The 23,902-nt window shown below is 61.8% G+C and carries 15 protein-coding genes and 1 tRNA gene; 8 read left to right on the top strand and 8 right to left on the bottom strand.

What is annotated here, in order from left to right; all coding sequences use genetic code 11:
* Positions 1–14 precede the first annotated feature (14 nt).
* The 6 genes from ACR0J1_RS03805 (at position 15) to ACR0J1_RS03780 (ending at position 9,703) form a co-directional block, all read left to right on the top strand.
* Complete coding sequence (locus ACR0J1_RS03805) at positions 15–3,218, top strand: adenylate/guanylate cyclase domain-containing protein (RefSeq protein ID WP_480731305.1); 3,204 nt, start codon at positions 15–17, stop codon at positions 3,216–3,218.
* Between the two features lie 34 nt (positions 3,219–3,252).
* The gene (locus ACR0J1_RS03800; RefSeq protein ID WP_480730643.1) at positions 3,253–4,194 is read left to right on the top strand and encodes a hypothetical protein; all 942 of its coding nucleotides are present in this window, start codon (positions 3,253–3,255) and stop codon (positions 4,192–4,194) included.
* Positions 4,181–4,657, top strand: a complete 477-nt coding sequence (locus ACR0J1_RS03795; protein WP_480730641.1) for a hypothetical protein — start codon at positions 4,181–4,183, stop codon at positions 4,655–4,657. Before ACR0J1_RS03800 ends, ACR0J1_RS03795 begins: the two co-directional genes overlap by 14 nt.
* Positions 4,654–6,558, top strand: coding sequence for a GMC family oxidoreductase (locus ACR0J1_RS03790; protein ID WP_480730639.1), 1,905 nt, complete (start codon positions 4,654–4,656; stop codon positions 6,556–6,558). The genes ACR0J1_RS03795 and ACR0J1_RS03790 overlap by 4 nt, the downstream gene beginning before the upstream one ends.
* Positions 6,555–7,637 carry a ferritin-like domain-containing protein gene (locus tag ACR0J1_RS03785; protein ID WP_480730637.1) on the top strand — a complete coding sequence of 361 codons (1,083 nt, stop codon included), beginning with the start codon at positions 6,555–6,557 and terminating at the stop codon, positions 7,635–7,637. The genes ACR0J1_RS03790 and ACR0J1_RS03785 overlap by 4 nt, the downstream gene beginning before the upstream one ends.
* 335 nt (positions 7,638–7,972) lie before the next feature.
* On the top strand, positions 7,973–9,703 hold the full coding sequence (locus ACR0J1_RS03780; protein WP_480730636.1) for an AAA family ATPase: 1,731 nt from the start codon (positions 7,973–7,975) through the stop codon (positions 9,701–9,703).
* Between the two features lie 24 nt (positions 9,704–9,727).
* Here the strand turns inward: ACR0J1_RS03780 and ACR0J1_RS03775 are convergent, their stop codons facing one another.
* Together ACR0J1_RS03775 and ACR0J1_RS03770 are read right to left on the bottom strand one after the other, a co-directional pair.
* On the bottom strand, positions 9,728–10,786 hold the full coding sequence (locus ACR0J1_RS03775; protein ID WP_480730634.1) for a TAXI family TRAP transporter solute-binding subunit: 1,059 nt from the start codon (positions 10,784–10,786) through the stop codon (positions 9,728–9,730).
* Positions 10,787–10,811: 25 nt separating this feature from the next.
* Positions 10,812–13,355 carry a coiled-coil domain-containing protein gene (locus tag ACR0J1_RS03770; RefSeq protein ID WP_480730632.1) on the bottom strand — a complete coding sequence of 848 codons (2,544 nt, stop codon included), beginning with the start codon at positions 13,353–13,355 and terminating at the stop codon, positions 10,812–10,814.
* Positions 13,356–13,985: 630 nt separating this feature from the next.
* Here ACR0J1_RS03770 and ACR0J1_RS03765 point away from each other — a divergent pair.
* Positions 13,986–16,331: a S8 family serine peptidase gene (locus ACR0J1_RS03765; protein ID WP_480730630.1), complete on the top strand. Its 2,346-nt coding sequence runs from the start codon at positions 13,986–13,988 to the stop codon at positions 16,329–16,331.
* Between the two features lie 52 nt (positions 16,332–16,383).
* Here the strand turns inward: ACR0J1_RS03765 and ACR0J1_RS03760 are convergent, their stop codons facing one another.
* The 6 genes from ACR0J1_RS03760 to ACR0J1_RS03735 all read right to left on the bottom strand — a co-directional run bounded on the left by ACR0J1_RS03760 (position 16,384) and on the right by ACR0J1_RS03735 (position 23,000).
* Positions 16,384–16,683 (bottom strand): hypothetical protein, encoded by a 300-nt coding sequence (locus ACR0J1_RS03760; RefSeq protein WP_480730628.1) that lies wholly within the window; start codon positions 16,681–16,683, stop codon positions 16,384–16,386.
* A 151-nt stretch (positions 16,684–16,834) separates the two neighbouring features.
* Positions 16,835–18,580, bottom strand: a complete 1,746-nt coding sequence (locus ACR0J1_RS03755; RefSeq protein WP_480730626.1) for a tetratricopeptide repeat protein — start codon at positions 18,578–18,580, stop codon at positions 16,835–16,837.
* Entirely contained in the window at positions 18,577–20,013 is a 1,437-nt protein-coding gene (locus ACR0J1_RS03750; protein ID WP_480730624.1) for a pyridoxal phosphate-dependent decarboxylase family protein, read from the bottom strand. Before ACR0J1_RS03750 ends, ACR0J1_RS03755 begins: the two co-directional genes overlap by 4 nt.
* A 1-nt stretch (position 20,014) precedes the next feature.
* Positions 20,015–21,094: a PLP-dependent cysteine synthase family protein gene (locus ACR0J1_RS03745; protein ID WP_480730622.1), complete on the bottom strand. Its 1,080-nt coding sequence runs from the start codon at positions 21,092–21,094 to the stop codon at positions 20,015–20,017.
* A 141-nt stretch (positions 21,095–21,235) separates the two neighbouring features.
* Positions 21,236–22,810 carry a winged helix-turn-helix domain-containing tetratricopeptide repeat protein gene (locus tag ACR0J1_RS03740; protein ID WP_480730620.1) on the bottom strand — a complete coding sequence of 525 codons (1,575 nt, stop codon included), beginning with the start codon at positions 22,808–22,810 and terminating at the stop codon, positions 21,236–21,238.
* 116 nt (positions 22,811–22,926) lie between these two features.
* Positions 22,927–23,000, bottom strand: a tRNA-Cys gene (locus ACR0J1_RS03735).
* Positions 23,001–23,226: 226 nt separating this feature from the next.
* Here ACR0J1_RS03735 and ACR0J1_RS03730 point away from each other — a divergent pair.
* Positions 23,227–23,880 carry a protein-L-isoaspartate O-methyltransferase family protein gene (locus ACR0J1_RS03730; RefSeq protein WP_480730618.1) on the top strand — a complete coding sequence of 218 codons (654 nt, stop codon included), beginning with the start codon at positions 23,227–23,229 and terminating at the stop codon, positions 23,878–23,880.
* Positions 23,881–23,902: the final 22 nt, after the last annotated feature.

The raw sequence follows: 23,902 nt of genomic DNA, 5'->3' as shown, positions 1-23,902 counted from the left end.
CCTGCGGCGCGTCGATGTCTGCTGCGACTGCGCAGCAGGGTGCCCCTGAGGCGGGCAACCCTACGCAACCCGGTACCACCCCCGGAGATGTGGCCGAACGGCGGCAACTGACGGTTCTATTCTGTGATTTGGTCGGGTCAACGGCCCTGTCCGAGAAATTCGATCCCGAGGATTATCGCGATCTGATCACCCAATACCGCGATCTGGTGGGCCGGACGGTCGCCAAATATGGCGGTGAGATTGCGAACTATGCCGGTGACGGGGTTGTCGCGATCTTTGGTTATCCGATCGCGCAGGAGGCCAGCCACTATTCAGCGGCGCTGTCCGCGCTTGAGATCGCCAACATGGCGCGCGACATTGATGTGGGCGTCTCGGGGCAATCGGTGTCGACCAACGTGCGGATCGGGATACATACCGGGCCGGTCGTGGTGGGCACGGCCAACAGCGCGTCGATGGATGAAAAGATGTGGTTGTTCGGGGATACACCGAACGTGGCCGCGCGTATCCAGTCCGTCGCCGATATGGGGCAGGTGGTGGTCTCGGAAGTGACCCGCCGGTTGATCGGTGAACGTCTGGAGTTCGTCTCGCTGGGCAACCCGAAGCTGGCCGGTGTGAGCGCGCCGTTGGAGCTGTTTCGGGTTCAGCAGAACGTGTCGGGGTTTGAAACGGCCCGCAAGGATTTCTCGCACGACAAGACACCGATCATTGGCCGGACCGCCGAGATCGCTCTGGTTCGGTCAAGATGGGAAGGCGCGCTGGAAGGCGAAGGGCAGGTGCTGCTGCTGACCGGCGATGCCGGGGTTGGCAAATCCAAGATTGCCTTTGGGCTGAGCGACGAGTTGGCGGACGAAGATGCCTCGCTATTCGTCCTGTTCGGCTCGCCGCTGCATCAGAGCAGCGCGTTTTATCCGGTCAAGAATGCTCTGACAGCGCTGACCGGCATGTCCCCGGATGATGGGCTTGAAGCAAGCCGGGCAAAGGTGACGGGTTTTCTGGCCGAAATTGGGCTGGATGACGCGGGCTGCGCCGGTCCGATCCTGAGGTTGCTGGCGTTGGAAGACACCACTGCTCCGGTCGAGCCGATGGCGCCCGAACGGGAGAAGGGCGCGCTGATCGAAGCTTTGCTGCGGCTGTGTGCGGGGCTCGAGCAGAGCTCGCCGCTGCTGCTGTTGCTGGATGATGTGCATTGGTTCGATGCCTCGACGCTGGAATTCGTCGATGGCTGGGTTGAGCAACTGTCGAACCGGCGTTGTCTGGTTCTGATGACCGCCCGCAGCGAGTTTCAGTCGCCCTGGCGAAACCAGTCGCACGCCACCACGCTGGAGCTGAACCGTCTGGTGCGGCGGGATATCTTCAAGCTGGTCGAAAGCATCTCGGGCGTCCGGCCCTCGGACGAGATCCTCGGCCAGTTGGCCGATCGGACCGACGGCGTGCCGCTGTTTGTCGAGGAACTGACGAAGATGGCGATGGAGGCCGGGTTGCTGGCCAGCCGTGGCCAAAGCAAGGCCGAGCTGTCCATGGCCATCCCCGAGTCGCTGCAGGATTCGCTGATGGCCCGGCTGGACCGGCTGTCTGCCAGCCGCGAAATCGTGCAGGTGGCGGCCGCTATCGGGCGCAATTTCGAACGCAACCTGCTGAGCCATGTGCTGGAATGGAGCGAGCAGGATATCGCGGCCGCCCTGGACCAGTTGCTTGAGACCGAACTGATCGTTCCGGCGGGGCTGCACGGCGAAGAGGATACCTATCGTTTCCGCCACGCGCTGGTGCAGGATGCGGCCTATCAGTCCATGCTGCGCTCGACCGCGGCGCGGTGGCATGGACGGATCGCGCGGATACTCGAAGAATACTACGGTGACACGGTCAAGCGCGAGCCGGAGATTCTGGGCCACCACTATCGGCGCGCGGGTGACTATTCTGCGGCCGAACGCAACCTGATGATCGCGGCCCGTCAGGCGCTGGATCATTCGGCCAATGTCGAGGCGATCAACCATTTGCAGCACGCGCTGGAATGTCTGCAGAAACTGCCCCCGTCGCAAGAGAGAGACCGTTGCGAGATCGACCTGCAGATCATGATCGCCGTACCGCTGGCCTTCGTGCGCGGCTATGCTCATGAATCCGTGTTGTCTGCCTACGCCCGTGCACAATCGCTGTGCCGCGAATATGGCGAGACCGAGCGACTGTTCAAGGTAGTCTATGGTCAGTTCCGGTCGACGATGCTGGGCGGGGAATATGCCATCTCAAAGCAGAATGCGGATCGCCTGGTCTCATTGTGTCAGGATCAGGCCAGCCCGCTGGCTCTGGTCTCGGCGGAACGGTCGCACGGGGCGCTTCTGACCTATCTGGGTCACCCGCGCGAGGCGCTGGCGCATCTGGAAGCCGGGATCGAGCTCGACCTGTCGCTTGAGCACCGGTTCATGGGGCTGGACTATGACGTGGTCGACCTGTCGGTCGCGCTGCAGGGCTATCGCGCACTGTCAAGCTGGTTGTCGGGCGATACCACCGGCGCGCTCGAGGCGATCCGGGCGGCGCTGACCCATGCCGAAGAAACCGCGCATCCCTTCAGCCAGTCCTTTGCGAACGCCTTCCTGGGATGGATTTCACAGTTCCGGGGCGACGAAGCGACGGTACAGGACAGTTCCGCCAATCTTATCGCGCTGTCCGAGGAGTATTCGTTTCAGTTCTGGCGCGGCTGGGCGCGGGTGATGAACGGCTGGGCGCGGCGGAATGAACTGGGCGAAGACGCGCTGAATGAAATCGAACTGGGGCTGAAGGAATGGCGCGACACTGGTTGCCGGCTGGGCCTGAGCTTCTTCCTGTATCTCTACGCGGATGCCGCCATTCTGCACGGGCGGCTTGATCAGGCCGAGCAGCTTTTGGATGAGGCGGAAAAGTTCGCCCTCGACAGCGGCGAGCAGTTCTGGATCGTCGGGCTCACGCGGCTGCGGGGCAGGCTGGCGCTGGCCCATGGCGATGACGAGGCGGGTCTGCAGCAGTTCGAAAAGGCCGTTACGCTGGCGCTGGATCTGGGCCATTTCGGCCCGTTGCTGCGCACCGTTCGGGAATTGGCTGACCTTGACCCCAGCCCTGATTGCCTGGATCGGATCGCGAAGGCGGTCGACGACGCCCCCGGGGCCGATATTCCGGCGCTGGTTGAGACACATGCCATTTTAAAAAAACTGACAACCGCGATGACGGAGAGTTCTTCGGAGAAAATTTAACAAAGTCGTAGCCAGTGGGGAGGACACAGCCAAGATGACTAGGAAGAAATCCAAAGGCAACCGGTGCCATCAGACGGATGTCACCGGCGTGATGCCCAAGCTGCCAAAGCAGTTCGATACGTTCCCCTTCTACTATGCCTCTCTGCAATGCCAATGGATGTATTGGTACACCTCAGTCGAACGGGCCAAGCCCTTTGTTGAGGGCACCGGTCTGTGTGTGGCCGAGTTTCCCGATGGCAAGGGCCAGAACAAGGCCGTCATCCTGCTGAATTTTCAACGCTATACTGCGCATTACGACAACTCGCTGGGTACCGTGAACGAGGTTGAATTCAACCTGTTGGCCTATCCCTCTAACAGGGTGCCGGGGGTTCCGAAGATGACCCTGACGGAATATCTGCACGGGCGCGATCAGACCAAGACCATCGGCCATCTGCGGATCCATGTTGCGGCGGATAATGCGATGGCGGTCAAGGCCGGGCGGCAGGCATTTGGCGAGCCCAAGTTTCTGGGGCAGTTCAACTACAAAGTGCCGTCGCTGAACGCCAAAATGAAGGGCCAGCCGCCGATTTCCCCGAAAAACTGGTGGATACAGCTGGTCAACCCCGACGACCCGCAGACCATCGTTTACGATCTGACAGCAGATCTGGGCCAGCTAACGGGCGATCAGTGGACGATGACGAACTGCACCCCGATCCCCGAGTTTGCAACCGGCCTCGGCCGCACGGTCTGGACTAGATGGACGATCTCGGGCCTGTTCGAGACGGCGATGCTAACCAACCGCGATGGCAAACGGGTGGCCAAAAGCTTTGAGCTGAAGCTGGGCAAGAACGACTTTCCGATGACCCGCGACATGCGCGCACTGTTCACCGACAAGACCCCGGTGGCGGTGCAGGTCTTCGAAAGCCCGCCCGCCTGTTTCGAACCGCGCGGCTTCTACGTGGACGCCATCGACGGAGACCGCCATGACCACGCATGACCAGACGCCCGACTATCAGGCCTTTCTGACTGTCTGCGCGGCCTTGACCGGTTACGACAGCGCCGAGCTGCAGGGCACGGGCTGCGCCATGGAATACTGGCATCGGCTGCGGCTGGTCCTGCCGACTGAGATATTGAAACGGTTCCTGTCCCATGCACCGGCGCTGGGCAAATCCGATGATGATGAGATCATCCGCCGGGCCTATCTGTCCGACAAATGTCTGGGTCCTGTGGCCCGTTCGCTGATTCAGCTTTGGTATACCGGGCAATGGGTTCCGCTGCCGCAGGACTGGCGCGAAAGCTACGGCGCATCGCGCTTTGACGTGGTCAAGATCATCTCGACCCGGTCCTACAAAGAGGGGCTGGTCTGGGATGCCATCGGCGCACACCCGATGGGTGCCAAGCAGCAGGGTTTCGGGGCGTGGAGCCTTGAACCTCCGGCAAAGCGGGGGGCGGACCAATGAATGCAGTAACCGACGACGAGACCACCTATGATGTCGTGATCGTGGGCGCGGGGTTTGCGGGCGGCATTCTGGCGAAAGAGCTGGTCTCGGCAGGCCATACCGTGCTGATCCTCGAGGCCGGTGCGGACCATGGCAAGACGTGGGAAACCTATCGGTCTTATCTGGATCAGTATTACCAGTCGCTGGCGAAGACACCGAACTCGCCCTATCCCGATCTTCCGACGCTGCCGTCGCCCTCGGTCCTTGACATCACGGCGGTGCGGGGGACCGAGCCCGACACCAATGGCTATTTCGTGCAACGCGGACCGCTGCCTTTCGGCAGCAACTATCTGCGCGCCTATGGTGGCACGTCGCTGCATTGGCTGGGGACCAGCCTGCGGATGATGCCCGCCGATTTCGAAATGCAGACCCGGTTCGGCAAAGGGGTCGACTGGCCCTTTGGCTATCAGGACCTGCGCGCCGATTACGAGCGGGCCGAGTGGGAAATCGGCGTCTCGGCGGATGCGGACGAGCAGACACCCAAGGCGTTGGGCATTCGCACCTCGGGCGCGCATGACGACCGGGGCTATTTTGCAAAGGGCTATGATTTCCCGATGCATTCGGTGCCGTCGTCCTATGTCGACAACTTCTTCGCCCGCGCGGACGGGACCCCGATCGAGGTCGGTCAGGATGCGCGGGATACGGTCAAGCTGAAGGTGTCCCGCACGCCACAAGGTCGCAACTCGACGCCACGGCGGCCGAAAACTGCCAAGGGCATTCCGGTCGGGGGCGAGATGCGCCCGCAGTTCCGCCCGCGTGGTGCGACGGGGCCATTTGCCTATATGGGGCAGCGGTGCGAGGGCAACTCAAGCTGCATCCCGATCTGTCCCATTCAGGCCAAATACAACGCCATGAAGACGCTGGAGGATGCAAAACATACCGGCAAACATCTGATGACCACGGTCACACAGGCGGTGGCATCCAAGGTGGAACTGGGTGAAGACGGCCGGGTGTCGGGCATCGTCTACAAGAAGTACCCGTTCCCCGGCGTTGCTCAATACGATCTGCGTCGCGCCAGGGGCAGGCAGTATGTGCTTGCAGGCGGCGCGGTCGAGAATGTGACACTGGCCCTTTCTTCGGGCATTTGCCGGACCAGTGGCGAGTTGGGGCGCAACCTGATGGACCACCCCTATATGATAACATGGGGTGCTGCGCCGGAACCGGTTGGCCCGTTTCGCGGACCGGGCTCGACCTCGAGCTATGCGAACTTCCGGGATGGCGTGTTTCGCGACAAAACCGCGGCGTTCCGGCTTGAGATTGGCAACTGGGGCTGGAACTTTGCGACCGGTGCGCCGAACTCGGATGTGGCGCGGCTGGTCGAGCAGGAAAACCTGTACGGCAAGGCGCTGCGCGACAAGCTTTATCACGATGTTCAGCGGCAGGTTCGCATCGGAACGCTGGTCGAGCAGCTGCCCCGCGCCACCAACCGCGTGACCATCGACCCGGCCTATCGCACGCCGATGGGCGAATACCGTCCGGTGATCAGCTATGACATCGACGACTACTCGCGCGCCGGGCTGGCCGCGGCGTCCGATGCCACCGGGCAAATCTTTCAGCGGCTGGGTATCCGCAACCACACGGCCTATGACCCGTCTGATGCCGGCTATTTCACCTACGATGGCCGGGGATACACCTTCTTCGGGGCCGGTCATCTGGTCGGAACCCACCGGATCGGCACCGACAGGCAGAACTCGGTGACCAACGATGTGATGCAGGCCTGGGACCACGACAATCTGTGGTTGGTGGGGGCGGGCTCGATGCCGACAATTGCGACGTCGAACCCGACGCTGACCCTGTCAGCCATGGCCTACAGGGCCGCAAGGGCCATCAGGGCCGCTGTTCGGAAAGGGGCTGCGAAATGACTTCGAAGGACAAACTGACCGAGACGCGCAAGCGGCTGTGCGGCCTGCTTCAGGACGCGCTGATGTTGGAGCTTTCGACGATCCCACCTTATGCGACAGCCTGCTATTCGATACTCGAGCAGGGGCAGTATGATCGGTCCGAACCCACGATCGTGAATGCCGAACCGATCGAGGTGATCCGTCAGGTCATGGTCGAGGAGATGCTGCACATGGTGCTGGTGGCCAACGTCATGAACGCTATCGGCGGCAAGCCGCAGCTGAACAACCCCGCGCTCTTGCCCAGTTATCCCACGGCCCTGCTGGGCGGGCGCGGCCCGACGGTCCGCCTGCGCCGGTTCACGCCGGAACAGGTCAAAAGCTTTCGCCTGATCGAAGCGGCACCCAAGGATACCGGCCCGGCCAAGAAGGGCGACTACCACACGATCGGGGGGTTCTACATTTATATCCGCGATCAGTTGGAGAAAGCCTGCGATAAGTTCGGTGATGAGGCCATCTTCATTGGCGACGACAAGCGGCAGATCACCAACGATGACTATTTTGGTGCTGGCGGCGAGGTGATCGAGGTGACCGGCAAACCGCCGCAGCGCCGCAAGGCCGCGCTGAAGGCTATCAAAGAGATCATGGAGGAAGGCGAAGGTGCCGATCTGGGGCACCGGGCCGGGGATGGAGACATCATTCCCGGCCCCGAAGGGCACGAGGACATCGCGCACTACTTCAAGTTCAACGAGATCCTGCACAGCCGCTACTACCACCCCGATGACGGCGTGAACGACCCGCCATCTGGCGGCGATCTGATCGTCGATTGGAGCGCCGTTTCCCCCATGCGCGACGATCCGTCCGAGCGTGATTTCCGCAAAATCCCAGAGATTGCCGCAATATCCGCCGAGTTCAATCGGGCATGGACCGGGCTGCTGGACGGGCTGAATACTGCCTTCAACAAGGACAAGGCGGCCCTGCGCATGTTGATCCCGGCGATGTATGACATCAAATCTCTGGCGCAGAAACTGATGCGCATACCCTTGCCGGACGGATCAGGCGAAACCGCCGGACCGACCTGGACATATCTGGCCAAGGAATGAGCCATTGTTGCCGGTGCGGGGACATTCAGGTCTTTGTGTCCGGCAACGTGTCATCTCGTCGATAGGTTGATGGCCCGATCCCCAAGGAAAAGCGGGACCTGTCCGCCCGGACCGCTTTTCCCGGCGTCTTGAGCCTAGATTTAATGCTCTTTTTCCGGCAAAATACAACGTGTTGATTGCGACTGGTGCCGTGCCGACCTCTGACATCGTCCGAGGCGGCTTTTGGCACCTTTCGACATCGGCAACGGGTTCAATAGTGTGTGGTCATCGGTCGAAACTCGCTGTTTCGGGGCCACGATGGTAAGTGTAGCTACGTAGAGGGCGAGTTGGGAGATATGGAAGGGACTAAGGCGCAACCGGACCTGTCTTCCGGAGCGATTGCCGGGTCAGACGAGCGCGGCCCCGTCTATTGGAGCCAGGCGCACAAGCTTGCGTTTGAGCGTCTGAACTTTGCGGTAACCAGCCGGGCCCCCATGACGGTTTTTGTCGGTCGCGACGGGTCCGGACGGACCTCGATGGTTCGTGAACTGATTGCCAGAAACACCTCGGGCTTCGTTGTGCGTGCGTTGTACGCTGTCGATCAGTTTTCCGGCGACGCCATGGCCGATGTCCTGTCGGCTTTTGATCCCAAGGGCGAGCCGTCAGAAAATGCCGACCGCAACCGGGCCGAATTGGTTCGCCTGCTGGGCTCACTTCACGCGGCGCAAAGGTTTCCGGTTCTAGTTGTTGATAATGCCGACGAACTGTCGAACCTGTATCTTGGCGCGCTGTGCGAACTGTGCGCGCAGAATGCCGGGGACCGCCCCCTGTTGAAACTCGTCTTTGTGGGGCGCCCGGGCATGACTGACGTCTTGTCCGGGGTGCGGCCCGACCTGACGGGGCCGGCCTTCACACTGGATTTCATGAACGAAGATGACGTGGCCGGGTATATCCGCGCGCGGTTCCCAGAAATTGAGCAGGGCGACCAGCGGCTTGGCAAGGATGCGATACACGAGATTTTTGGCCTGACCAGCGGGCATCCGGCACGGATCAATGCGATCTGCGGGCAAATTCTGGAACAGGCCGATCGGGGCGATCTGCCCAAATTGGACAAGGCGCAGGTCCGCCGTATTGCCGTTCTTGCCGGGACCAAGCGTCTCGACAAGCAGGCCGTCAGCGCAGAAGGCGCGGAAGGGTCTGGTGCGGTCCTCAGGCACGCGCTCTCGGGTGCGGGCTTTGAAACCGATGCATCCGGATTTGAAACAAGCACCGACACCGCTCGATCGGACGTTGCCGGGGCAGGGGTTGGCCGCAAAATAACGGTGGCCGCGGCGGTTCTGGTGGGCGCGGCGGGAGTCGTTTGGGCAGTGTCGGGACCAGGGCGTGCGTTCTGGCAGCAATTGGTTGCCCTGCGCGAAGAAGCCGTTGCCGGTTCGCAAGAGGTGACCGAGGATGCGCCTGCGGTTGAGGACGTTATTGCTGCGCCACCTCCGCAACCCCGCGAGGCCGGAGTGCATGAGGCGCGGTTGGCAAGAATTTCGGCCGCGCTTGCCGATGCCGAGCCGACTGCGACCGGGCAGTATCTGGCCGCTCTGGATCTGGCCGGTTCAGCCTCGGATGCGGCAGTCGTCGGCTATGCCCGCGCCGCTCTTTTGGGGCATGCGCGCTCGGCCTATTACCTAGGGCAGATTTACGAGACGGGCGAGGGGGTGCCGGTGGATCTTGTTCTGGCGCGGGCGTGGTATGACATGGCCGCTGCCGGGATTGACGGGGCAGCCAGCCGCCTCGAAGACCTGCCTTTGCCATTTGAAGACGGGGCGCTGACCGAGCCGTCGCCGCTTTTTGCGCGCAAGTTGGCGGGTGGTTCCGTCGAACTGGTCTGGACAAGCGCGGAAGGGGCTGATCCGGCGTCCTACCGTGTTGAACTTGCGTCGGCGTCGGGGGATGCCGTTCTGAACCTGCCCGATCTGGTGACCTCGGCGGTTCGCACGACCGCGCCCGATGAGGCGCGGCAATGGCGCATCATTGCGCAGGACCGAAGCGGTGCCGAGGTGGCCTCGGACTGGTTCGCGATCGGGCCGGAATAGCACCCGATCGCGCCACAGGTTGGCTTAGCAGCCGATGACCGCGCAGATTCTGCTGCGATAAGCGGCGTTTGCCTCGCTTTCGATATTGGGCTGTTCGGCCGATGCGGCGACCGGACCGCAATCAAGCTGGTAGTCCGCGCTAAGGCCTTCATTGACGCATTGAGAAATATTCCATCCGGGCGGAATGTCGTTGAGATCGACATCGTTCCATTTCGGATGGCCCGAGGCCTGCAGTGTATTGAACTCTTTTGCGATCAGATGGGCCACGTCCGACACCGCCTTGCAGCTTTCACGGTGATAGGCATTGCGCTGCGGCGTGTATTCATAGGTCATGAGAACGGCCTTGACCGCAACAACATCAATGGTGTCCGTCTGGAACGGGTAGGTGCCCGCCTCGATCTTCGACGGCGTGTAAACCGCCGATAGTGTGGGATCGGTTACCGAGAGCAGGTGCAGTTTTTCAGGATCTATGGCATCGGTCTGGAAGATCTTCGTCGGTGCGCCCGCGACATAGAAGAAGGCGTCAATCGTGCCATCCTGCAGCATCTGCAGCGAGGTGTCGGCGTTGATGGTCAGACGCTCGGCCGGGACCACCCCGGCAAGGTCCAGCACCAGCGATGCGGTCAGGAATGTTCCGCTGTCTTCGACGCCGACGGCGACGCGGCGGCCATTCAGATCGGCCAGCGAGTTGACATCGCGCTTGGCCAGAATGTGAACCTCTTCGTTATACAACGGAAATGCGATCCGGACGCCAAATATGGCGCGGGCGATCTCGGGGTCTTCGCTGGAATAGGTTTTCAGATATTCCAGCACATCGCTCTGAACGATGCCCAGCTGCGTGTGCCGACGCTTGCGGACCCCCAGAAAGTTCTCAAGCGACCCAGCGCTTTCGCGGACGTTCAATTCGATCCCGCAGGCTGAGGCCAGGCCGCTCATGTCGCCACCGATCTGAATATATGTGCCTGTCGGCCCGCCTGTCAGAATGTTGCGCTCGAACGCCGACGCGGCGGCGGGCGCGGCGATGCCAAAAGCCGCCAGAAGCGCCACACGGCCGAGCAGCTTTCTCAGCTTGAACCAATCCATTTTATCCTCCCTTAAACAACAAAAACTAACAGAACTCTCCTGACCTGACCAAATGGAGCAGGGTGTGCCGATTGATCTCGCCGACGGCAGCTTCCAGCGCGTCGACCGCGCATGTCCCGCTGGCCAGATCGGCGGCCAGAGCATCCACGATCCCTCCGGGCAGCTCGGCCAGACCGGGTGCGCCGCTCAGGATGCTCCTGACCAGATCAATGGATTTTTCATCCCCCCGCACAGAAGGAACAGAAGGAGAGGCAGCGGCGGGCTGCACGATCTGATCCGTTGGCGGAGTGCTCACCTCTGGCTCAGTTTGAATCTGGTCGGTGGATTGCGGAGGCTGCGGCTCGACCGCAACCGCGCGGCGCTGCAACTCTCCCAGATTGGTTGCAATACTGGACAGCTCGTCGCGATAGGCGGCAGCCTGCTGGCGCAATGCGTCAAGCTCGGCGCGGGCGGCGGTGGCGCTGGTTTCCACCCGGGCCAGTTCCGCCTGACTTTCCTGTTGCTGTTGCACCGCAGCTTCGGCGGCCTGCTTGGCACGGGTCGCGGTTTCTTCCAGCTCTGCAATCTCGGCTGCGGTCGTGTCCCTTTGCTGCGTTGCTGCCGCAGCCTCTTGCGTGGCGCTTTCCAGTTCGGCGCGGGCGGCGCTGATCTCGGTCTGCGTCGCGTCAAGCTCGGTTTCGGCCTCCGCGATCCGGGTGGTAATATTGGCAAAGGATTGCTCGGCCTCCGCCGCCTCGGCAGCGCGCGCGTTGGCGTCCTGAATGTCGGCGGTCATGCGATCAAGTTCGGCCTGACGTTCCTCTAACGCGGCCTCAAGCCGGGCCAATTCCTGCTCGGCTGTTGCTGCGTTGTCCGAGGTTTGCTGAAGGCTGGCCGAGACGCGATCGCGTTCCTCGGCCGCGGCCTGCGCTTCGGCGCTAAGGTTTGCAGCCTGGGTTTCCAGTTCGGCGGCCTCGGACCGGGCGGCGTCACGCTGGTCAGTGACCTGTGTGACTTCTTCCCGCAACGTTAGAAGTTCATCCGTCAACTCGTCACGGTTCCGGCGAAGATCGTCAACAGATGCTGCGAGATCCAGCCTGGCTTGTTCGCCGGTCTCAAGATCATCGGACACGGTCTGTAACTCGGCGGTCAGTTCGGTAAGGCGCGCCTCTTGTTGGTCAAGTTCGCTGCGGGCCGACGCGGATTGCGCGCGCAGCGCCTCCAACGCGTCATTTGCGCTGTTTTGCTGCGACGTTTGCGCGTCGATATCGGCCCTTAGCCCTTCAAGCGTCGTGCGCGCCTCGGCAATCTCAGCCTCAAGCGCTTGTTGTTGCGAAATACTCTCTTCAATATCAGGGACCTGCTGCTGCAAGAGGGCCAGTTCGGCCTGAGTTTCAGAAAGCACCGCCTCGGCCTGCTCTTTCTCCTGCAACGCGCTTTCGGTTGCGTTCTCAGCGCGCGACCGCGCCGCTGCAAGCGTTGCCATCTCGACTGACATCGCCTCGCGGGTCTCGTCCAGTTCGGACTGTGCCGCAGCCAGTTCCTGCTTAACCCCTGTCAGGTCTTGCTCAGCCGATGTCTGTTGATTCCGAGCTGCGCTCAGTCTGGCCTCGGACTCGACAATGCCTGCGCGCAGGGTCTCCAGTTCCTCGCCAGTGCGTATCAGATCAGCCCCCAGCTTTTTCTTTTGATCAAGTAGACCCTGAACCGACTGCTCTGCCGAAGCGACACGGGCTGCCGTGTCGGTCGAGTTGCGGGACAAGCCAGAGCTTTCAGCCTCGAGCTTCTCAAGATCCGCCCGCATGCTACTTTCCTGTTCCTGCAGCGCAGTCAGCGCGACCTCGAGCTCCTCTTTCCGCGCGCTGGCCGTGCTGATTGCAGCCTTCAGCTCTTCCTCTTCGACCCGACGCAACTGCACTGCCTGTTGGACACGCTTCAGGTCGGCAGTTACCCCCTCGATATTGCCCTGTAATCCGGTCAGGATTGACTGGGCCTCATCGGCCGCGGCCTGCCGTTCGGCCACCGCGGCGGTCAGCTGATCAAGCTCGCCGCGTTTTTCCGAGATTTCGGACGTCATCGCATCCAGATCAGCCCGGGTTGAGGTCAGCGTTCCGCCCAAAGTGTCCAGTTCGATATTCGCCTCGACCTGGCCGCGGGTCAGGGTGGCGACTTCGGCCTTTAGCTCATCGGCCAGCATACGATCCGCTTCCTTCTTGCTTTCCAGATCGCGTATCTCGAGCCTGAGCTGTTCAAGGTTGCCGGCATCCGCCGCCGCCGTCTCAAGCTCGAGGTTCAGTTCGGCCAGCCGGACAGTGGCCGCTTGTGAGGCGGCCTGCAGATCAACAAGTTCGGCGCGCTGGGCCGCAATCGTCTCTTGGTTTGCTTCAAGCTCTTTTGCCAACAAGCTGCGGGCTTCTTCCAACTCGGCGATGCGCGACGCGTTCTCAAGCCGTTCGGAGTCGGCTGTGGCGATCTGGGCCTGCAACTCGGACAGGCTGACTTCGGCCGCAGAGATATCTTCCGCGATCCGATCCTTTGAGGACTGCGCGCGCGAGATTTCCTGCTCGAGCAGCGCAAGTATCTTTCGCAACGAAGCCGCTGTCTGCGGCTCATCTCCGGGATTTATGGATGGCGTCTCAGCATCTTGCGCCAAAACCGCCGGCGTCCACACACCAAAGCTTAAAACAAAAAACGTCAAATAAATCAGCCGCGACGGGACCATACCTCCACTCTCCAAACAAAAAACGGCCTGATAAGCGTCTCACAAAATTGCAAAAAAGTCGAATCATAGCGCGGCTGCGGAACCTGAGGCCGGTCTTGCGGCCGCCGGGGCCGCGTTTGCCGAACTCTGGCGATCCTAGCCAAGACCTGATCATGACCTTGATTTACAGCGGCGACACGCAGCCGTTGTTCCCGCCAGAGTGGTCGCGCTTCGGGGATTGGGTGGCGCGTAGAAGCGGTCACCTTGAAATTTCGTCACTAACGTGATAAGAGAAAGCGATAACAATAATTCCCGGAGCGGTATAGTGCCGGGTGCGGAAAATCAGCAAGCGTCCGGATGCAATCGCGCCTGACGCGTTACAGCAGACTATTAGTTCATAGATTTCAGATTGGTGAGATTACGCACGCACAGCGTCGATCACCGGACCATTTCCTGCTTCGGACCATATTTCACAACCGGTCCGGTATCTCGCCAGCTTCTATTTTCAAGGAGTGTATCATGGCGAAGACCCCAAAGCCCAAGACCCGGCGTACCGGAGACAATGACACGATCAGTTTCGAGGTCATTCCGAAATCCGCCAACAAACCGTCGCTGCTATCGGCAACAGAGCTTTCGGCGGCAAATGTCCGCCAGTACTTTGCCGACCGAGCGGCGATTGATGAGGCCTGCCGCAGGCTGAAGAATGCCAATCTTGACGTCGTGCGGGTCGGCAACACGTCGATCACCGTGCAGGCTCCGGCAGCGCGCGTTGCCAGCCATTTCGGCGTCGAACTGGCTGCCCGTGATGTCGGCATCTTTCAGAATGCGCAGGGGCTGAACGAGACAGCCCCGTCCTTCTTCATCTCGGGCAAGGCCGAGGAAAAGGTGCTGCACGCGGCCGACGATCTGAGCGATGTTGTCGATGCGGCCGTGCTGCCGACACCGCATGAGTTCATGCAATCTCCGTTGCCGCCCAGTGTGGGGTATCACCATCTGGATATTCCGGGTGACGTGAACCTGTTTCTGAATACCGACAAGGCGCATCGACTGGGCTTTAGCGGAAAAGGGGTGCGCGTGGCCATGGTGGATACCGGGTTCTATCGCCACCCGTTCTACATCTCGCGCGGTTACAATGTGGATCAGGCGGTGTTGTCGCCGGACAGCCTGGGAACCAACCCGCTGGACGATCTGAACGGACATGGGACCTCGGAACTGGGTAACGCCTGTGCGGGTGCGCCAAATGCGCATTTCATGCCGGTGAAAACCAATCTTGCGAACGCGACGGCTGCCTTTGCTACTGCCGTGGATCTGCATCCCAACATCATCACCAACAGTTGGGGGCGCAGCCTGCCGACGCCGCCGTTCAACGCCATACCCCCTGACGAGATCCCGCTGGCTGCGGCCATTGCCGAGGCGGTGGCGCGCGGTATTGTTGTCTGCTTTTCGGCGGGGAACGGGCATATCGGCTGGCCGGCGATGCACGAGGATGTCATCGCCATCGGCGGCGTCTTTGCCCACCCCGATGGCACGCTCGAGGCTTCGGACTATGCCAGCAGCTTCACCACGCCGATCTTCCCCGGGCGGCAGGTGCCCGATGTGTGCGGTCTGGTCGGGATGCAGCCGCGCGGTATTTACATCATGTTGCCGCTGCAGCCCGGAAGCTCGATCGACACTGGGCTGTCGGGGGGCGCGTTCCCCAATGGCGACGAAACCGCCGCCGATGACGGCTGGGCCTGCATCAGCGGCACGTCGGCGTCGTGCCCGCAGGCTGCGGGTGTCGCTGCCCTGATGCTTGAGTGCTGTCCGGACCTGAAGCCCCATGAGGTCAAAAGCATCCTTTCGGGCACGGGCCGGGACGTGACGCAAGGTGCAACCAACGCCGCGGCCAATCAGCCGCCGGGGCCGCATAATGCAACCGTGGGTCCCGATCTGGCGACAGGTGGCGGTCTGATCGACGCGACGGCAGCGGTGGTTGCCACGATGGCGCGCTGCGGGAACAAATGTGGTTGTAAGGACAAGGACGACGGCAAAGACGAAGAAGAGCTTGAGCGTCTCGACTATAAGGTCAAGTTCGTTTGCGGTTGTGCCAAACCCGGGGTGGTTGCTGCGGGGCGTTATTTTACCGCGATAAACATCATGAACCCGGGCAATGAGACGATCCGGTTCCGCAAGCGTGTCTCGGTTGCGCTGCCAAATGAAAAGCCCGGCCATGTCAGCAAGACATCTGTCCTGCGTCTCGGGCCGAATGAGGCGCTCGAGATCGATTGCGCGGATATCATGGATGCGGTCGGCCTGCCCGAATGCTGTTTCCTGAAGGGCTTTGTGACCCTTCAGTCGCGCGCGCCGCTTGAGGTTGTGGCGGTCTATACAGCCGCGGGTGCCGATGAACAGGTCGAGACGCTGGATATCGAGACTGTTGAACCGACCCGCATCACCAAGAAGAAGCGCCCGCCCGAGACACCGCCGGAAACGCCGCCGGGTGAGGATCCGGGTAAGAAGCTGCCCGATCTTGTGCCGGTGCCGCCTTTCCCGCCGGGGCCACCATTCTTCCCCTCCAACTTCTGTGAGACACCGCAGAACCTTGCTATCATCGTGCGGAACCTCGGTCCGGGTGCTGCGGCGGCCACAACGACGCGGGTCGAGTTTTCCAATGTCGGCGGGGCGGTCGAGGTGCCAACGCCACCTTTGGCACCGGCAGGCCAACCCGGCGCCGAGGCCCAGATCTCGGTGCCAATCCCCGGGCGCTGCTACAATCCCGAAAGCTGCGAATTCCGCATCACGGTGAATGCGGTGGCCGGCGACGGTGTGCTTGAGTCCAACACCGCAAACAACTCGGTCAGCAGCAACTGTGTCGTGCTGTTGTGATTGACGGTACCGTCAGGAAAGCCCCCTTGGGGGCTTTCCGCTGACAACGTGATCAGGGGAAGGTTTCGTGCCGCGTCGGGATTTCGATGCGATCCACAAACGGCGCAAGATCGGGCGGGATGACGGCCGGGTTCCCAATGGATTTTATCTGCCCGTCGGCCCCGACCTCAAGCTGCAACCCAAACACATTGGCAAGCTGCTCGGGCTGTGCATTGACGGTCAGCGCCATGGGGCCGCCGGGATAGACCTCGAAACCTAAGCGGCGAAGCCCATTTCCCGCCTGTGTCATCACGGTATCGTCGGGGGCACCATGCCCGGAGATGAGAACGGCGATGACCGAGACTGTTTCCATGGTGATATCCTCCTGCTTGGACCGCCTAGCATAGCTGTGCCTGCGGCGGTCATGGGTGAACATCGAGGGGGCGAGCCTTGCCAGAGTGTCATGGCCTCGCCTCTGATAACCAATGTTGGGTGCGGGGGATGTGTTGTCAAGCCAAGGGCGCTTAGCGTTCGGGCATGCCCAACTGGCGCAGATAGACCGATATCCGTTCAAGCGCGGGTGGTGAAAAGACCATGGCCTGCTTGTAGCGTTCGATGGTCAGGTCGGGGAATTTCGAGAACAGGATGGCCTTGGAATCTTCTGCTTCGGCCTCGCGCCCGGCGGCCAAAAGGACCGGGGCCAGATTGCGGTGAATCCAGTGGGCGGTGGGCCGCTCGATGATGGCGCGCTGGAAATAGTCGGCGGACAGGTCATAGTTTTCGGTCAGCTGATGCACGCTGGCGATGCCGACATAGTTGTTGAAATTCATCGGGTCCAGCGGGCTGAGCCGGATCGCCTGTTCGAACTGTGGCAGCGCCGCAGCCGGGTTGTCCGAATAAACCTCGAGCCAGCCCAGCCGCGAATGGGCCCAGGCCGCGTTGGGATCAAGCGAGATGGCGCGCTCCAGCAGGACGCGGGCGACGTCGTAATTGCGGGCAAAGGTGTGGACCGTGCCCAGAACGGCCAGGATCAGCGGGTCTTCGGACGACAGCCGGGCGGCGCGTTCGGCCAGGTCCAGCGCCTTTGACTTGGCGGCGCTCATATCCTCGACCCAGTTATAGACGGAATGCTGCGCCCAGCACCAAGCGGCCAATGCCAGCGCCAGCGGATAGTCAGGGTCGATGGACAGCGCCTTTTCCAGATGCCCCAGCGCGGTCGCGGCCTCGTTCTTGTCCAACGCCCAGACATGGCGCATGGCCCGCATCGTGTGGTCATAGGCCCCAAGGCTGCCCGGCGGCTTGCGCGAGACCCGTTCGATCTCGGCCCTCTGGATCGAGGGCAGGATGGCCCCCGCCACCTGCTCGGTGATCCGGTCCTGCAGTTCGAACAGATCGTCATCCGATCCGTCATAGCGCTCGGCCCACAGATGCGCGCCGGTCGAGGTCTCGATCAGCTGCACGGTGATCCTGATCCGCCCCTGTGCCCGCTGGACCGAGCCTTCAAGCAGGTAGGCCACGCCAAGCTCGCGCCCGATCTGGCCGACATTTATGGGCGTTCCCTTGTAAGCAAAGGCAGAATTGCGGGCGATCACAAAGAAAGACCGGATGCGGGACAGGGCGGCCGTTAGCGCCTCGACTACGCCATCCGCGAAATATTCCTGCGAGGGGTCGCCGGACATATTGTCAAACGGCAGAACTGCGACCGAGGGTTTGTCGGGCAGGGTAGGGGCCGGGCGTGGGGTCGGGTCATCCGCCGTCTCGGCAGGCCATAGAAAAACCCGCACCGGCTGCGCGATGTTCTTGAGCGCCCGCTCGCCGCCATTGGTGAAGCCTTCGGTGGTCTTGCCGCGCACCTGCTCATGCGCGCCGGCGCTCAGGGCGATCCCGCCGGGGGCGCAGATTTCCTGCAGCCGGGCGGCGATGTTGACGCCGTCGCCATAGATGTCGCTGCCTTCGATGATGATATCGCCCAGCGTCAGGCCGATGCGCAGACGGACGTCGTCGGACCCGGTCCGGTGCAGCGCCTTTTGCATGGAAATGGCAGAATTCGCGGCGTCGACGATGCTTGAAAACACGATGATCGCCCCGTCGCCCATGACCTTGACGATGCGCCCGCGATAGGCGGCCGTTTGCGGCGATACCACCGTCTGACGCAGGTGTTTCAACCGGTTCAGCGTGCCTTCTTCGTCAAGGCCCATCATCCGGGAATAGCCGACGACGTCGATCATCATGATCGCCGCCAGACGTCTGTCAACCTGAGGTCCGGTCATGGTACCCCCCCGCCGGTCAGCGCCATGTCGCGCTGAACTTCGGCCCAGCTTGTCAGGATCAAATCGGCAACCTTGTCGGCCGCCGTGGCCTGCGTCGCATCGCAGATGACCGAGATGCGCATCACCCATTCGTCGCGCCATTTGCTGCCGCCGACAAAGATCGCGCCCTGCGCGGCGATTCTGGCGATGACCGCCTCGGTTGCCGCCTTTCGCTGTTCCACGGGGGCCTCAGCCGGGCCAAAGCTGACGACAATCTGGTTCAGCACGACATCATTCAGAACCCGGACCCCATAAGCGTCGCGCAGGCGGGTCGCAATGCGAGCCGCGAGCTCACAATGACGTCCGACAAGATCCTGAACGCCCTTGCGGCCCAGCGATTTCAGCACCGCCCATGTGGGCAGGCCGCGGGCGCGGCGGGACAGCTCGGGGGTCAGAAAACAGGGCACACGGTCGTTTTCATCCTGAACTGGCAGGTAGCTGGCATCGATCCGCATCGCCTTTTGCAGCGCACCCGTATCCCGAACGATGGCATAGCCGCTGTCGAACGGGGTCTGCAGCCATTTATGGCCATCGACACTCCACGAATCCGCGTGTTCGATATCTGCCGTCAGATGTCGGTAAGATGGATGGGCCCGGGCCCAGAGGCCAAATGCGCCATCCACATGCACCCATGCGCCTGCGCGCCGGGCAATCTGCGTGATCGGGCCGAACGGGTCGAAGGCTCCGGTGTTGATCTGACCCGCCTGCGCCACGATGATTGCAGGGCCGGTCTGGCCAGCGATCTGACGTTCCAGATCGGTGGCGATCATGCGGCCTTCGCCGTCGGTTTTGATACGCCGCACCCGCTGCCTGCCAAGGCCAAGATACCCCAGCGCCGACAGGACCGAGGTGTGAGCATCATCCCCCAGATAGACCGTGATGGGCGGGGCACCGAACAGACCGTCGTCATCCGGATCCCATCCATGACGGCGCAGAATGGCTCCGCGCGCGGCGGCCAGTGCGGTGAAATTGCCCACCGTGCCGCCGGTGACAAACCCGACCGCCGCCGCGCGCGGCAGGTCCAGTACCTCAAGCAGCCAGCGGGCCGCCGTTTCCTCGACTGCGGCGGCTGTGGGCGAGGACCGGTGAAAGGCCGAATTTTGCCCCCACGCGCTGACCAGCCAATCTGCTGCCACCCCCACGGGGGCCGAGCCGCCCAGAACCCAGCCGAAGAACATCGGATGGACCATATGGGTCAGGCCCTGCTCGCCCCGGTTGGCGAGGTCCCGGATGACCGCGACCTCGTCCAGCCCCTCTGCCGGAAACGGTTCGTCAAAGATGGCGCGCATCTCGGCATAGGCTTTCTCGGGCGGGCAGGGCCGGTCCTGAACACCTTGCCGATAGGCCAGCGCCCGCTCATATGCGGTGCTGAGGGCTGAGAGACGATCGGTCATGTCAGGGCATCTGATAACCGGGTGTGGATTGCGAGATCGTGACCTCTTCGTCGGTCATGTCCTCGGCGATGCCGTCGAACAGCGGTGTGCTGAGATAGCGTTCTCCCGTATCAGGCAACATGCACAGCACCGACGCGCCGGGTTCGGCCTTTTCGGCGATGCCGATGGCGATGGCAAAGGTGGCTCCGCCCGAGATCCCGGTCAGGATGCCTTCCTGGCTGGCCAGTTTTGCGGCCCATTCCACGCCGGTCGGGCCGGGGACGGGGATCAGCTCGTCAAAAAAGCCGTTGTCGATGGATTCCTGCAATACCGCCGGAATGAAATCCGGGGTCCAGCCCTGAATCGGATGCGGCTCGAACGCCGGATGGCTGGCAAGCGGATCGCCGTCCTGCCCCCGCTCGGTGGCGACGCCGCTGCCGATCAACTGCGCGTTTGCGGGTTCGGACAGGATGATCTTGGTCTCGGGCCGCTCCTTGCGCAGAACGCGGGCGACTCCGGTGACCGTTCCGCCAGTGCCATAGCCGGTGACGAAGTAATCCAGCCGCTGGCCGTCGAAATCGCCCAGAATCTCCTGCGCGGTGGTGGCGGCGTGAATTTCGGCATTGGCCTCGGTCTCGAACTGACGGGCCAGCAACCAGCCATGGGCCTCGGCCAGTTCAGCGGCCTTGCGGTACATGCCAAAGCCCTTTTCTGCGCGCGGCGTCAGTACCACCTTGGCCCCCAGCATCCGCATCAGGCGACGACGCTCGACCGAAAAGCTGTCGGCCATGGTGACGACCAGAGGGTATCCCTTTTGCGCGCAGACCATCGCCAGCCCGATGCCGGTATTGCCGCTGGTGGCCTCGACAACCGTCTGGCCGGGCTTCAGCGCTCCGCTGCGTTCGGCGGCCTCGATAATGTTCACGGCCAGACGATCCTTGACCGACCCGGCGGGATTGAACGCCTCGAATTTCACGAACAGGTTGACGCCTTTGGGCCCCAGATTGTTGATCCGGATGACAGGCGTGTTGCCGATTGTGTCGAGAACACTGTCATAGACGCGCCCGTTGCCCTGCGTTGTTCTGAGCTTTTGATCTGTCATCGCTTTTCCTTACTTGATCGGTTGGCCGCAGCGAACATACCGGGCCGGGATGGGTCCAAGTCTAGCGCCGACACTGCGGCGAAGTCCTGAGCGGGTTCTGAGGAAACCTTGTAAAATGACCCTTTCCGGGCCCGTTCATGCTCAGGTTTCGGGGATGCCCTGCTTGGTCAGCGCATCGGAAAAGCGGGTACGGATGTCCGGATCGGCGAAGGGGAAGGACCGAAAGAAATGATGCTGTGTGAGGTCCTGCCGCGCGGCGCGGGCGCGACCGGCCCACAGCGCGGCCTCGGCATGATTGCCCGCCAGTTCGTTGGTGAAGGCGGCAATCAGGCTGATCAGGTCATGAGCCCCCGGGGCATTCGCCGCGCGCACGGCCCAGTCTGCAGCCTCGGTATCGCGGCCCTCCATCGCCAGGCTCATGGCGCGGGTCCCCAGCATGGCATAGAGCAGCGGGTCCAGCGGGCTGAGCGTGCGGGCATCGTCGGACAGACGCCGCCCAATACTGCTGGCGCCCGAAACGGTCTCGGTCCAGGCACGGGCATAGATGCCCTGCGCGAAATTCGGGCTCAACGATGTCGAGCGGTCCAGCCAGGTCTTGGCGCTATCCAGATCACCGACCAGCCACATTGCGCGGCCCATGTTGAAATTGGCAAACGGGTCCATCGGGTCTAGTTCGATCGCGCGATCGGCGGCCGCGCGGGCGGCTTTCATCGGGATGGCCCGGCTGTCGGAATAATGCATGAAGGCAGTCTTGAAATGGGCAAAGGACAGCGCCCCGTGGGCCCGCGCAAAGCCGGGCTCTAGCGCAATGGCCTGTTCAAACAGCGCCACCGCACGGTCATTTTCGTTTGCGTCGAACCGGTACAGCGATTGCAGGCCCAGATGATAGGTCGCCCAAGCATCGATATTTTCTGGCGACCTCAGCCGCGCCTTCGCTGCCTCGTTCAGCGGGATCTGCACCTCGATGGCAAAGATCACCTGCGAGATGATGCTTTCACGAACATCATGCACGTCCTCGAGTTTCGAGTTGAAGCGATCCGCCCAGATCACCTCGCCGTCCGCTGTGTTCGACAGCATCACGCTGATCGACACGTTCGGACCCAGCACCTCGACGCTGCCGGTCAGGCAGTACCTGGCCCCAAGGTCCCGGCGAATCTCGGCGATGTCGGGCCTGCCGGAGTGAAACCGGAATGAAGACCCCCGCGCTATCACGGCAATCCAGCGCAGCCGCGATATGGATGCGATCAGTTCGTGAGGGATCGCGACGCTCAGGGTTTCAGCCTCGGGGGTCGTGCCCATTGTCTCGAACGGAAGGATGGCAATCGTCGGCCGCGCGGCGGCTTCGGACCATGTGTTGTCGCTGTCATCCAAATCCCTCTGGGCGGCCGCGACCTTAGCTGGTTCGCTGACAGTTCTGACCGGGATCATCCAGCGCAGTCCTTTGCCATGCACGGTCTTGATGACGTCCTGTCGATCACCTGCATCCTCGACCGCCCGCCGGGCCGACTTGATGCATGTCGAAAGGGCAGCGTCTGAGACGACCCTGTTGCCCCAGAGGGTCGCAAACAATTCCGTCTTGGTGACAAGTCTTTCCCGGTTTTCCACCAGCAGCAACAGCAGCTGGAACGCCAGCGGTTCAATTTCTACCGCAGATGCCCCGCGCCAAAGCTCCTGACGAGAACGATCAAGCCTGAAATCCCGGAACTCGTAAATCATATTGAGACAATAGCAAACATTCAGGATGCGTCGACTGTCGATCTGCCTGAAACCTCGGGCAAGTCCGAGGGGCGTCGTCGGGTTCGAATGTCGCGGCGGGCTTATACGTGAAGGATTGGAGGCGAGTACCGGAATCGAACCGGTGTACACGGATTTGCAATCCGCTGCGTCACCACTCCGCCAACTCGCCTTTTCAAGTAAAATCAATCACTTGCCGTGGTGTGAAGGGCGTTCTAGCAGCTTTCCCGGCGAAGGTCCAGAGCTTTACGTGTGAATCTGGGCTGGTACCTCGACAAAATGACCGCGCCCCAGCCTGACGCTTTTGCCGCGGCTGGTTTCGTCGGATGGCCCGTTGCCGCAGGATGGCGGATGTGGCACAAGCCCGGTAACTGAGCGAAAAAAGAATGAGCGATCACATGACAGATTTCGCAGCCCGGCGCCACACGATGGTTGATACGCAGATCAGACCTTCGGACGTGACCAAATTTCCCATCATCAACGCCATGCTGACCGTCAAACGCGAAAACTTCGTGCCCGACGCGCAGCGCGAGGCCGCCTATGTCGGCGACCTGATTGATCTGGGCGAGGGCCGCTGCCTGCTGGAGCCTCGGACGCTGGCCAAGATGCTGGATGCGGTGAACATCTCGAACGACGAGGTGGTGTTGGATATCGCTCCGGCGCTTGGCTATTCGACCGCCGTGGCCGCGCGCATGGCGGAACTGGTGGTGGCCGTTGAAGCCGACGAGGCGATGGCCACCGAGGCGCAGACGTTGCTGATGGAAGCGGATGCGGACAATGCGATTGTGCATACCGGCCCGTTGGAAGAGGGCGCGGCTGAGCACGGCCCCTATGACGTGATCATGATTCAGGGCGGGGTTGAAAACGTACCCGACGTGCTGCTTGACCAGCTCAAGGATCACGGACGGATCGTCTGCCTGTTCATGGAGGGCGATCTGGGAACAGTGCGAGTTGGCCACAAGTCTGCAGGCCGCGTATCTTGGCGCTATGCCTTTAACGCCAGCGCCCCGGTATTACCCGCATTTTGCGCTGAGTGTGCATTTTCGCTATAGTCGAAGCATAGAAGTTTTTTTG

The organism is Ruegeria sp. CJ3, assembly GCF_056536725.1.
The sequence above is the reverse complement of the archived record's forward strand: the minus strand, read 5'-3'. Positions and strand labels throughout refer to the sequence as shown.